Below are 11,746 nucleotides of genomic sequence, written 5' to 3' on the forward strand. Positions count from 1 at the left end.
CGCGGCGGTCAGCCCGTGACTGCTCCGGTGTACGTCGGACGCCGACGCCCTTGCCGCAGCGTGAGCCGAGGAGGCTCAGCCCTTGACTGCTCCAGCCGTGAGGCCGGAGACGATGTAGCGCTGGAGGAGCTGGAAGACCAGCACCGTCGGGACGGCGGTGAGCAGCGTGCCCGCCGCGAAGATCCCGAAGTTGTTGTTGCGCTCACCGGCCACCAGGCCGAACATGCCGACCGCGAGAGTCTTCGACTCGGTGTTGGTGAGGAACACGTTGGCGATCATGAACTCGTTGATCGTGCCGATGAACGACAGCAGCGCGGTCACCGCCAGGATCGGCGCCACCAGCGGCAGCATGATCCGGAAGAAGACCTGGGCGTGCGTGGCGCCGTCCATGGTCGCCGACTCGTCCAGCTCCCGCGGCAGGGTGTCGAAGAAGCCCTTCATCAGCCAGGTGTTGATGCCCAGCGCGCCACCCATGTAGAGGAGGAAGAGGCCCCACGGGGTGTTGAAGCCGAGCGCCGGCCACAGGTCGGTGACCGTGGTGAAGATCAGGAAGATCGCCACGATCGCCAGGAACTGCGGGAACATCTGGATCAGCAGCAGCGTGAGGAGCCCGAACCGACGGCCGGCGAAGCGCATCCGGGAGAAGGCGTACGCCGCGAGCGCGGACAGGAAGATCGACACGAAGCTGGCCGCACCGGCGATCAGCAGCGAGTTGAGGAACCAGTGGGCGAACGCGGTCCGGTCGAACAGGTTGCTGAAGTTCTCCAGCGACGCCCCGGTCGGCAGCAGCTCGGTCGAGGAGAGGGTGCCGAGCGGGTTGAGCGCCGCGGAGAGCACGAACAGGATCGGGAAGAGGCTGAAAGCCACCGCCAGCACCCCGACCACGTGCCGCCAGCCCACCCGGGCGAACCAGCGGCCCCGCGACTGCGCGGTCGCGTTGCGGTTGGCGACGGGGGCGTCCGCATAGGTGGTCACGAGTACACCTCCTCCTGCTTGCGGGTACGCCGGAAGCTGATCGCCGACACGGTCGCCACGATCGCGAAGATGAAGATCGAGACGGTGGCCGCCATGCCGAACTCGGCGCCCTGGGCGCCGAAGGCCAGCCGGTAGGTGTAGGTGATCAGCAGGTCCGTGGCGCCGTTGGTCGGGTTGTCGGGCGCGAACGGTCCACCCTCGGTGGTCAGCCAGATCGCGTTGATGTTGTTGAAGTTGTACGCGAACGACGCGATCAGCAGCGGCGAGAGCGCGACCAGCAGCAGCGGCAGGGTGACCGCCCGGAACGACTGCCACGGCGAGGCGCCGTCCACCGAGGTGGCCTCGGTCAGCTCGCGCGGGATCGCCTGAAGCGCGCCGGTGGCCACCAGGAACATGTACGGGTAGCCCAGCCAGAGCTGCACCAGCAGCACCGCCGCGCGGGCGGTCCAGGCCCCCCCGAACCAGTCGACGTCCAGCCCGAACAGGTTGTTGACCAGGCCGAAGTCGGTGTTGAACATGTCCCGCCAGACCAGCAGCATCGCGAACGACGGCATGGCGTACGGCAGGATCAGCAGCACCCGGTAGAGGTTGGTGCCGCGCATCCGGGGCGAGTGCAGCGCGAGCGCGATGGCCATGCCGAGCAGGAAGGTGAGCCCGGTCGAGCCGATCGCGAAGGCGAAGTTCCAGATCAGGGTGCCGAAGAACGGGCCGGAGATGTTCGGGTCGGTGAGCACCCGGCTGAAGTTCTTCAGTCCGACGTTGACCTTCCAGCCCTGGGTCAGCCGCTCGCCGTCGGCGGCGACGAAGGAGCCGGCGGCCGCGTCGGCGGTCCAGGTCTTGCCGGTCTCGCTGTCCTTGACGCAGTCGCAGCCGGCGTCGTACGCCCGGACGGCCTTGCCCTCGTAGGCGCGGGACAGGCCGGTGGAGCGGATCGCGCCGCCGGAGGTGGGCACCACCAGGGCGGTGATCTCCGGGCTGCGGACGCTGGCCTGGCCGATGTTGAGGATGGTGTAGCCGTCGGCGGCGGTGACCTTGCCGCCCGGGGCGACGGTGACCGAGCCGGCGTCGAGCTGGCGCAACCCCTCGGCGTCGCCGGCGGAGACGGTGCCGGTCTTCGCGTCGGTGACCAGGAAGACCAGCGGGCCGGTGGTCGGGTCGCCCTTGGTGGCGATGGAGAGGGCGTACTCGGTGGAGCCGGGGACCTGCTTCACCGAAGAGCTCTGGATGGCGACGATCGCGTCGTCCTTGCTGCCGCGGTGGCCGTCGCCGAAGTTCGTGAAGGCGGTGCTCGCGGTGTAGAGCACCGGGAAGACCTGGAAGGCGATCAGGAAGAGCGTGCCGGGGACCAGGTACTTCGCCGGGATGTGCCGGCGGGTGAGGTAGAGGTAGCACAGACCGGCGGTGGTGGCCGCCAGGATGGCCAGCCCGACCCACATCTCGGCCTCGATGAGCGGGAAGGCCGCCCAGATCGCGATCCCGGCCACCAGGCCGAGCAGGACCACCTTGACGACGAGGCCGGTCGCGGTGATCGGCGCGTGGTTCCGCGCGTTACGGGACTTGCGCGGGAGCCCGGAGCGAACGGGCTCCCGGCCCGGAGCCTGCGTGGCAGGCTCCGGGCCGGACAGCGACGTGCTCATTACTTGATCTGACCCGCGATGGTCTTGCCAGCGGCGGTGATCGTCTTGGCCGGGTCGGCGCCGCCGATGATGGCGGCCTCCGCCTTGCCGAACGGGTCCCAGATCGCGGCCATCGCCGGGATCGCCGGGAGCACCTGGCCGTTCCTGCCGGCCTCGGAGAACTTGGCCAGGTCCGGGTCGGTGCCCTTGACCTGCTCGAAGGCGGCGGTCAGCGCCGGCGGACGCGGCTCGGCCTGGTACAGGGCGACGGCCAGGTCCGGCTTGGTCACGTAGTTGGTGACGAACTCCTGGGCCAGGGCCTTGTTCTTGCCCTTGGCGGCGACGTAGAACGCCTGGACGCCCACGAACGGCTGGGCCTCCTTGCCACCGGCGAAGCCGGGGACCGGGGAGATGTCGTACTTGATGTTGGCCTTCTTGGCGTCGGCGATCGCCCACGGGCCGGAGACCAGGAAGGCGCATTTCTTGCCGGTGAAGGTGGCGATCGAGTTCTCGCCGGTGATGGAGCGCTTCAGCGCACCCTCGCCCTTCTCACCCAGCTTCGCGATCTTCTGGAAGGCCGCGATCGACTCCGGCTTGCCCACGCCCAGGTCCTTCGGGTCGTAGTCGCCGTTGGCCGTGGTGCCGAAGAGGTAGCCACCACCCGAGGTGTACAGCGGGTAGACGTGGTACGCGTCGCCGTTCTGGCCGGACTGGAGGCAGAGGATCTCGCTGGCCTTCTTCTCGGCCTTGAGCTTCTTGCCGGCGGCGACGAGGTCCTCGATCGTCTTCGGCGCCTCGGGGGCCAGCTCCGTGTTGCGGATGAGCGCGACGTTCTCGGTGGCGTAGGGGACGCCGTAGAGCTGGCCGTTGAAGGTCACCGCCTTGATCGCGGTCTCGTTGAAGCCGCTCTTCTGCTCGGCGGCGAGCTGCACCGGGTCGATGGCGCCGTTCTGCACCAGGTTGCCGATCCAGTCGTGCGCGCCGACCACGACGTCCGGGCCGCTGCCCTGCTGCGAGGCGGTGACGAAGTTGGTCTGCAGGTCCTTGGAGACGGCCTGCACCTCGACGGTGACACCGTTGTCCTTGCCGAACTGCTCGGCGAACGGCTTGAGGGCGGCGGTCCGCTTGTCGTCGGCCCAGATGACGAGCTTGCCGCTGGCGGCCTTGGGGGATTCCTTGGCGGCCGGCTCGTCCTTGCTGTTGTCGCCGCAGCCGGACGCGGCGAGCGCCAGACCGAGAACGGCGACCACACCCGCGGTACGGATGCGCATCGGTACTCCTGTCGTTGTGGCGGCCCGCGGGGGGAAGGGCGACCCGCCAGTGGAAACCTCTGAAAGTTCTTGCTGACCGGCGCGAGGGTGCCGCGCCGCTGCGTCGCGTGTTGCGGGGACGTTAGCAAGAGGTTGCAGGGAATGGAAGGGATTGCAGGGCTGTACGCAAGAACTTGCCCTTGAGCTAAAGTGCCGCCATGCGCGCTCGACTGTCCGACATCGCCCAACAGGCCGAAGTCAGCGAGGCCACGGTGTCGCGGGTGCTCAACGACCGCCCCGGTGTGGCCCCCGAGACCCGGCAGGCCGTCCTGACCGCCCTCGACGTGCTCGGCTACGAGCGCCCGGCCCGGCTGCGCAAGCGCAGCGCCGGGCTGGTCGGGCTGGTCGTCCCGGAGCTGGAAAACCCCATCTTCCCCGCGTTCGCCCAGGTCATCGAGTCGACCCTGGCGCAGAGCGGGTTCACCCCCGTGCTCTGCACCCAGACTCCGGGCGGCGTCACCGAGGACGAGTACGTGGAGATGCTGCTGGACCGGCAGGTCTCCGGCATCGTCTTCGTCTCCGGCCTGCACGCCGACACCGCGGCCAACCACGACCGGTACCGCGCGCTGATCGCCCGGCCGCTGCCCGTGGTCATGATCAACGGGTACGCGCCCGGGATCGCCGCCCCCTTCGTCTCCTGCGACGACCGGGAGGCCACCGAGCTGGCCGTCGCCCACCTGGTCGCGCTCGGCCACCGCCGGATCGGCCTGATCACCGGGCCGGACCGGTTCGTGCCGGTGCAGCGCCGGGTGGCCGGCTTCCGGACGGCGATGCCCCGGCTGGCCGGCGTGCCCGAGAGCGAGCTGGCCGAGCTGGCCGAGCTCTCCCTCTTCGGCGTCGAGGGCGGCGAGGCCGCCGCCGGCCGGCTGATCGAACGCGGGGTGACCGGCATCGTCTGCGGCTCCGACCTGATGGCGCTGGGTGCGATCCGGGCCGCCCGGCAGCGCGGCCTCTCCGTTCCGGCGGACATCTCCGTGGTCGGGTACGACGACTCCCCGCTGATGGCCTTCACCGACCCGCCGCTGACCACCATGCGCCAGCCGGTCGCCGCGATGGCGGTGGCCGCCGTCCGGGCCCTGGTCGACGAGATCAACGGGCACGCGGCCCCGCACTCGGAGTACATCTTCCGTCCGGAGCTGGTGGTCCGCGGCTCGACGGCGGTGGTCCGGCAGCCGGGCGCCACCGCCGCACCCGGCGGCGACCCGCAGCGGCAGCACCCGACCACGTCCACGATCGCCATCCCGGCCTGACCGACCACCCGGCGCTCGGGCCGCCAGCGGCCGCCGGCGTGACGCCGTGCTGGCGGGGCGTGACGGGCGTCATGCCTTGCGCAAGAAATGCTTGACTCTTGCAGCGCCGGGGCGGCATTCTGCTCACGCACCCCCGCCCACCACCCACGCCCGCGCGGTGTGCCGCCGTCCCGCGCCAGAGAACGGGGATCGTCACCGATGACCGCCGCCACCAACCCCACGCCGCTGACCTCCGACGACGACTGGTGGCGATCCGCGGTCGTCTACCAGGTCTACGTCCGTAGCTTCGCCGACGCGAACGGTGACGGCGTCGGTGACCTGCGGGGCATCCGGGAGCGCCTGCCGTACCTGCGCGATCTCGGGGTGGACGCGCTCTGGCTGACCCCCTTCTACACCTCGCCGCAGATCGACGCCGGCTACGACGTGGCCGACTACCGCGATGTCGACCCGCTCTTCGGCACGCTCACCGACTTCGACGCGATGATCACCGACGCGCACGCCCTGGGCCTGCGCATCATCGTCGACCTGGTCCCCAACCACACGTCCAGCGCGCACCCGTGGTTCACCGCGGCCCTGGCCGCCCGCCCCGGCTCCGCCGAGCGCGAGCGCTACCTCTTCGCCGACGGCAAGGGCGCCCACGGCGAGCTGCCGCCCAACGACTGGGAGAGCATCTTCGGCGGCCCGGCCTGGACGCGGGTGGCGGACGGCCAGTGGTACCTGCACCTGTTCGACCCGGCCCAGCCGGACCTGAACTGGCGCCACCCCGAGGTCCGCGCGGAGTTCGAGGACGTGCTGCGCTTCTGGCTCGACCGGGGCGTGGACGGGTTCCGGATCGACGTGGCCCACGGCATGATCAAGGCCGAAGGGCTGCCGGACGTCGGTTTCAACTCGATGACCACCGGCCAGCGCCAGTCGGAGCTGCTCGGCAAGGGCCGACTCCCCTACTTCGACCAGGACGAGGTGCACGACATCTACCGTGCCTGGCGGCCGATCCTGGACAGCTACCCGGGCGGCCGGATGGCGGTGGCCGAGGCCTGGGCGGAGACGCCGCAGCGGCTGGCCCGCTACATCGGCGCCGACGAGCTGCACCAGGCGTTCAGCTTCGACTTCCTCGACGCCACCTGGTCGGCCGACTCGTTCCGCAAGGTGATCGACACCGCGCTGGCCGAGTCGACCATCGTCGGCGCGCCGACCACCTGGGTGCTCTCCAACCACGACCGGCAGCGGCACGTCACCCGGTACGGCGACGGCGAGGTCGGGCTGCGCCGCGCCCGGGCCGCCGCCCTGCTGATGTTGGCCCTGCCCGGCTGCGCCTACGTCTACCAGGGCGAGGAGCTGGGCCTGCCGGAGGTGCTGGACCTCCCCGACGAGCTGCGCCAGGACCCGGCGTTCCTGCGTACCGGGGAGAGCCGGGACGGCTGCCGGGTGCCGATCCCGTGGAGCGGCGAGCTGGCCCCGTACGGCTTCGGGCCGGAGGGCAGCGAGCTGAGCTGGCTGCCGGCCCCGGCGACCTGGCGTGCCCTCTCGGTGGCCGCCCAGACCGGCGTGCCCGGCTCCACGCTGGAGCTCTACCGCGCGGCGCTGCGGATCCGGCACGAGCACCCGGCGCTGGCCGGCACCACCGGCGGCGTCACCTGGCTGGAGACCGAGCCGGGCGTGCTGGCGTTCCACCGGGCCGCCGGGGACGCCGTGCTGACCTGCGTGGTCAACATCAGCGGCGCCGAGGTCACGATCGCCGGGTACGGCCGGCCGGTCGTCGCCAGCGCCGACCTCACCGCGCAGGGCGCCGGACACGTCCTGCCGGTTGACGCAGCTGCGTGGTTCGAACGGCGCTGAGCCGGGTAACCCGCCATTGACCTGGTCGTCCGTTGTGCCCCGCGCCGACGGGCGGCTGGGCTGCCGACCCCTTGTGGTGGGGGGTGAGGTGGCGCCGGCGCCTCGGGAGTCCGCTCTCCGAGGCGCCGGTGTCCATCTGGGGCGGCTCAGCCGCCCTTGCTGGTGAGCAGCTTCGCGATCCGGGCGAAGCCGGCCCGCAGCTCGGCCTCACTCGGCGCGGTGAGCGGCTCCGCCACCGGCTCCTGCTCGGCGGCCAGCTCCAGCTCCTCGTCGATGACGTCCTCGAAGTCGCCGTAGAGGTCGGCCTGGTCGATCTGGGCGGTCTCGTCCTCGGCGGCGATCTGCGCGGCGGCGATCTCGCCCCGGATCTCCTCCGCCGACAGCGCCGGCAGCAGCGGCTCGACCACCGCCATCAGCTGCTCCTCCGCCACCACCGCCTCGGCCAGGGCGAGCGCGTGCGGCCGCTCGTACGGCCCGCAGACCACCGGCTCCCACTCGTCGGCTTCGCCGAGGGGGCCGAAGGTGATGATCCACGGCTGGCCGAGCATCGGCGAGTCGTCCGGCAGGTCCAGTGTCACGAGAGCGCCCACGCGCTCATCATGGTCGTTCGCGGCGCGGACGTGGGCGCCATTCACCCCAACTGCTGCTTCTCCCCCTGTCGCCCTCATGACATCCCCTCAGGATCCGCCGGGTCAGCGCGGGTGGGTGGTGTCCAGGGCGGCGCGGACCAGGGCCAGCGCCCGGTCCGGCGGGACGCCGAGCCGCAGCGCCTCGGCGGCGTACCCGGCCGCCGCGAGGTGCAGCCGGTCGGTCGCGTCGTCGCGCCCCGGCGCCACCACGGTGCCGTGCCGGCCCCGGGTCTCCACCAGCCCGGCGGTCTCCAGCTCCCGGTACGCCCGGGCCACCGTGTTCACCGCCAGGCCGAGGTCGGTGGCGAGCTGCCGGACGGCGGGCAGCCGGGTGCCGACCGGCAGCCGGCCGTCCCCGATCATCCGGGCGAGCTGCCCGCGCACCTGCTCGTACGGCGGCACCGCCGAGGTCTGGTCGATCCGGATCCGCATGTCAGCCCGCCCCTCCCGGCGTACCCGGATCGGTCTCCTCGTCGACCTCCACGTCCACCTCCGCCGCCGAGGGGCCGTCCGCCAGGTCGACCACCCGGCCGTACCGGCTGGTGGCGGCCAGGGCCGCACCGAAGAGCACCAACTGGTTGAGCAGGTAGAGGTAGAGCAGCAGCCCGACCGCGGTCGCCACCACCGTGTACGCCGGGTTCCGCTCGGTGCGCACCACGTAGTAGCGCCCGAGGGTGTTCAGCAGCGTGATGCCGATGGCGACCGCCAGCACGACCGGCCGCAGCCGGCGGCGGCTCATCCGCAGCCGGGGCACCGCCACCAGCAGCGCGGTGGCCACCACCGCGTTGATCAGGACGCTGAGCACGGCGCTGACCGTGGTCAGCCCCACCGACCCGGTGCTGCGCAGCAGGAAGCGCAGCAGCGACTCCAGCGTGTCGACGGCGGCCACCGACAGGCCGAGCAGCACGAAGACCGCCACCAGCACACCCAGATCGACCAGCCGGCGGACCACCAGGTTGCCGGGCTGCTGGTTGAAGCCGTACATCAGCCGCTGCGAGGAGCGGATCGCCTCCACCCAACCGATCCCGGTGAAGACCAGAATGACCAGACCGATCACGCCGACCGTGTTGCTGCTCTGCGCGATCTGCTGCGCGTCGAGGAAGGGCAGGTTCTCCTTCAGGAAGCCCGCCGCCGCCGCGCTGACCTCCTCGTTGTCCTGCAGGATCGCGCCGAAGACCCAGTACCCGACCAGGGCGAGCGCGAAGACCGCGAAGAAACCGTAGTAGGCGATCGCCGCCGCCAGCCGGCCGCCCAGCACGTCGCCGTAGAGCGTGCCGGCCCGCCACAGGTGGTCGAAGGCCGCCGAGCGCCGCCGTACCGCGTCCACCCGGCGGCCGAGACTGGCCTCGATCCGGCCGATCACGTTCACCACGTCATCCTCGCCGATCCGTGGGCGGCGCGAGGGCAGCCGGGCCGCGTGGTCAGCTCAGCCGCCGAGCCGGAAGTCCCGGCGGGGCTGCCACCGGGTCTGTCCGCTGTGCGAGAAGAGGGTGAACGCCTCCACCTCGAACAGCGCGGAGAAGTCGGCAAGGTCCTCGTACGCCCGGTCCAGCGCCTCCGGGGCGACGTCCTGCGCCACCGTCACGTGCGGGTGGTACGGGAAGCGGGCCTCGCGGTGCAGCTCGGGCGCCGAGCGGATCGCCACGGCGAGCAGCTCGCACTCGCTGATCCCGGCCGCCACCGCCACGAAGACCACCTGGGTCACCGGCCGGAACGTGCCGGTGCCCCGCAGGTGCAGGGTGAACGGCAGGTGGGCGGTGGCCACCTCGGCCAGGTGCTTCTCGACCGCCGGCAGCGCCGCCACCGGGATCTCGGTCGGCCCGAGCAGCGTCACGTGGGCCGGGACGGCCTGCGGGTCACCGGCCTCGACCCGGCGGCGGGTCAGCATCCCGCCCCACGGCTCGGGGATGTCCACCGCGATCCCGATCTGGATGGTGTCGCCGGCGTCCGGCACCCCGTCCCTGCGATCCACGCTCCGCGCCACCCCTCCGGCCACCGACTGCGTCCCCCACCCGTTCCCGTCGCGCCCGGGCCGCTACTCGGAGCGGACCGGCGGGAAGAACCCGATCCGCTCGTACGCCGTCCGCAGCGTCGCCGCGGCGACCGCGCGGGCCTTCTCCGCGCCGTGGGCGAGCAGCTTGTCCAGCTGGGCCGGGTCGTCCAGGTAGGCGCGGGTGCGCTCCTGGATCGGCGTGACGAACCCCCGCACCACCTCGCCGAGGTCCTTCTTCAGGTCGCCGTACCCCTTGCCCGCGTACGCGGCCACCAGGTCGTCGATGCCCCGGCCGGAGAGCGCCGAGTAGATGGTGAGCAGGTTGGAGATGCCCGGCTTGGTCTCGGCGTCGAAGACGATCTCACGGCCGGTGTCGGTGACCGCCGAGCGGATCTTCTTGGCCGAGCGGGCCGGATCCTCCAGCAGGTCGATGATGCCGGCCGGCGAGGAGGACGACTTCGACATCTTGGCCGTCGGGTCCTGCAGGTCGGTGATCTTCGCGGTGTCCTTGACGATGTGCGGCGCGGGCACCGTGAAGGTGGGCCCGAACAGCGAGTTGAACCGCTGGGCCAGGTCCCGGGACAGCTCCAGGTGCTGGCGCTGGTCCTCGCCGACGGGGACGGCGTTGGCCTGGTAGAGCAGGATGTCCGCGGCCTGCAGGATCGGGTACGTGAACAGGCCCACGCTGGCCCGCTCGCTGCCCTGCTTCTGCGACTTGTCCTTGAACTGGGTCATCCGGCCGGCCTCCCCGAAGCCGGTGATGCAGCCGAGCACCCAGGCCAGCTGCGGGTGCTCGGGCACCTGCGACTGGACGAACAGGGTGCTGCGCTCCGGGTCGAGCCCGACCGCGAAGAGCTGGGCGGCGGCGACCCGGGAGCGCTGCTTGAGCACCTTCGGGTCGTGTCCCGCGGTGATCGCGTGCAGGTCGACCACGCAGTAGAACGCGTCGTGGGTCTCCTGCAGGGCCACCCAGTGCCGTACCGCGCCCAGGTAGTTGCCGAGGTGGAACGAGTCGGCCGTCGGCTGGATGCCGGAGAAGACGCGTGGGCGGGCGGGTACGTCGGACATGCCGGCAATTCTGTCAGCAACGCCCGGCGTACGTCATGACGGGCCGGCGGGTCGACTCTCTGCCGGCACCGCCGGGGTGACCTCGCGCCGTTGCTCGGGCAGCCGCGCCGCGGAGACCGCCAGCCGGGACACCCGCCGCCCGTCGAGGGCGAGCACCCGCAGCAGCCAGCCGGGCGGCTCGTCCGCGTCGGGCACGCCGGCCCCGTCCGGCCCCGGGGTCACCGGCACCTCGTCCCCGGCGACTGGGAGCCGCCCCAGGGCGGCCATCACGAAGCCGCCGACCGTCTCGTACGGCCCGCCGGGCAGCGGGACGCCGGTGCGCTCGGCGAAGTCGGCGAGGTTCAGCCGCCCGTCGACGACGGCGGGCAGGCCGGCGTGAGCCGGGTCGGGCGGGCTGTCGTGCTCGTCGTGGATCTCCCCGACCAGCTCCTCGATCAGGTCCTCGCAGGTGACGATGCCGGCGGTGCCGCCGTACTCGTCGACGACGACCGCGAGGTGGTGCCCCTCCCGGCGCATCTCGGTGAGCGCGGCGAGCACCCGCTTGCTGCCGGGCAGCTGCTTGACCTCGCGGGTCAGCTCGCCGACGGTGATGCGCGGGTCGCGGCCGGGATGGAGCAGCACGTCCCGCAGGTGGACGAAGCCGACCACGTCGTCGTGGGTGCCGTCGACCACCGGGTACCGGGTGTGCGTCTCGACCCGGACCAGCCGCTCCGCCTCGGCGATGGTGAGCCGGGCGGAGAGGAACACGACCTCGGTGCGGGGCATCATCACCTCGCGGACCAGGCTCGCCCCCGCCACCAGCACCTCGTCGATGATCCGACGTTCGTCGGGGTCGAGCAGCGTGTTCGCGGCGACCAGGTCGCGCAGGTCCGCCTCGCTGATCCGTTCCCGGCCGGCGGTCGGGCTGGCCCCGAGCAGGTCGGTGACGAGACGGGTGGCGCCGTCGGCGGCGCGGACCACGAGCCGGGCGACGGTCCGGGCGACCGGCCCCGGTTCGCGTCGGGGCCGCCCCGGCGGGCGCCGCCGGGGTCCGGGACCGCCTGCTTCCCGCATGACAAGGATGGTAGAC

The 11,746-nt window shown here is 71.9% G+C and carries 11 protein-coding genes; 2 read left to right on the top strand and 9 right to left on the bottom strand.

The window, feature by feature from the left end; genetic code table 11:
- Positions 1 to 75: 75 nt before the first annotated feature.
- The 3 genes from GA0070613_RS05225 to GA0070613_RS05235 are packed head-to-tail and all read right to left on the bottom strand — an operon-like array spanning position 76 to position 3,862.
- A complete protein-coding gene (locus GA0070613_RS05225) occupies positions 76 to 975 on the bottom strand; it encodes a sugar ABC transporter permease (RefSeq protein WP_089011259.1) in 900 nt (299 codons plus the stop codon).
- Complete coding sequence (locus GA0070613_RS05230) at positions 972 to 2,612, bottom strand: ABC transporter permease subunit (protein ID WP_089011260.1); 1,641 nt, start codon at positions 2,610 to 2,612, stop codon at positions 972 to 974. Before GA0070613_RS05230 ends, GA0070613_RS05225 begins: the two co-directional genes overlap by 4 nt.
- Positions 2,612 to 3,862, bottom strand: a complete 1,251-nt coding sequence (locus GA0070613_RS05235) for a sugar ABC transporter substrate-binding protein (protein WP_089011261.1) — start codon at positions 3,860 to 3,862, stop codon at positions 2,612 to 2,614. The genes GA0070613_RS05230 and GA0070613_RS05235 overlap by 1 nt, the downstream gene beginning before the upstream one ends.
- 197 nt (positions 3,863 to 4,059) lie before the next feature.
- On the opposite strand from GA0070613_RS05235, the gene GA0070613_RS05240 reads away from it, so the two are divergent.
- Both GA0070613_RS05240 and GA0070613_RS05245 read left to right on the top strand, forming a co-directional pair.
- Positions 4,060 to 5,151 carry a LacI family DNA-binding transcriptional regulator gene (locus GA0070613_RS05240; RefSeq protein WP_089011262.1) on the top strand — a complete coding sequence of 364 codons (1,092 nt, stop codon included), beginning with the start codon at positions 4,060 to 4,062 and terminating at the stop codon, positions 5,149 to 5,151.
- A gap of 198 nt (positions 5,152 to 5,349) precedes the next feature.
- Positions 5,350 to 6,987 carry a glycoside hydrolase family 13 protein gene (locus GA0070613_RS05245; protein WP_089011263.1) on the top strand — a complete coding sequence of 546 codons (1,638 nt, stop codon included), beginning with the start codon at positions 5,350 to 5,352 and terminating at the stop codon, positions 6,985 to 6,987.
- Between the two features lie 146 nt (positions 6,988 to 7,133).
- On the opposite strand, the gene GA0070613_RS05250 is transcribed toward GA0070613_RS05245, so the two are convergent.
- The 6 genes from GA0070613_RS05250 to GA0070613_RS05275 all read right to left on the bottom strand — a co-directional run bounded on the left by GA0070613_RS05250 (position 7,134) and on the right by GA0070613_RS05275 (position 11,730).
- The gene (locus GA0070613_RS05250; protein WP_089011264.1) at positions 7,134 to 7,577 is read right to left on the bottom strand and encodes a hypothetical protein; all 444 of its coding nucleotides are present in this window, start codon (positions 7,575 to 7,577) and stop codon (positions 7,134 to 7,136) included.
- 102 nt (positions 7,578 to 7,679) lie between these two features.
- The gene (locus GA0070613_RS05255) at positions 7,680 to 8,048 is read right to left on the bottom strand and encodes a GntR family transcriptional regulator (RefSeq protein WP_089011265.1); all 369 of its coding nucleotides are present in this window, start codon (positions 8,046 to 8,048) and stop codon (positions 7,680 to 7,682) included.
- A gap of 1 nt (position 8,049) precedes the next feature.
- The gene (locus tag GA0070613_RS05260; protein ID WP_089011266.1) at positions 8,050 to 8,985 is read right to left on the bottom strand and encodes a YihY/virulence factor BrkB family protein; all 936 of its coding nucleotides are present in this window, start codon (positions 8,983 to 8,985) and stop codon (positions 8,050 to 8,052) included.
- A gap of 57 nt (positions 8,986 to 9,042) precedes the next feature.
- Positions 9,043 to 9,588, bottom strand: coding sequence for a 2'-5' RNA ligase family protein (locus GA0070613_RS05265; RefSeq protein WP_231929673.1), 546 nt, complete (start codon positions 9,586 to 9,588; stop codon positions 9,043 to 9,045).
- 63 nt (positions 9,589 to 9,651) lie between these two features.
- Positions 9,652 to 10,677 (bottom strand): tryptophan--tRNA ligase, encoded by a 1,026-nt coding sequence (gene trpS / locus GA0070613_RS05270; protein ID WP_089011268.1) that lies wholly within the window; start codon positions 10,675 to 10,677, stop codon positions 9,652 to 9,654.
- A 33-nt stretch (positions 10,678 to 10,710) separates the two neighbouring features.
- Positions 10,711 to 11,730, bottom strand: coding sequence for a hemolysin family protein (locus GA0070613_RS05275; protein ID WP_089011269.1), 1,020 nt, complete (start codon positions 11,728 to 11,730; stop codon positions 10,711 to 10,713).
- Positions 11,731 to 11,746: the final 16 nt, after the last annotated feature.

It is taken from the genome of Micromonospora inositola (assembly GCF_900090285.1).
In the GTDB taxonomy this organism is placed as follows: domain Bacteria; phylum Actinomycetota; class Actinomycetes; order Mycobacteriales; family Micromonosporaceae; genus Micromonospora; species Micromonospora inositola.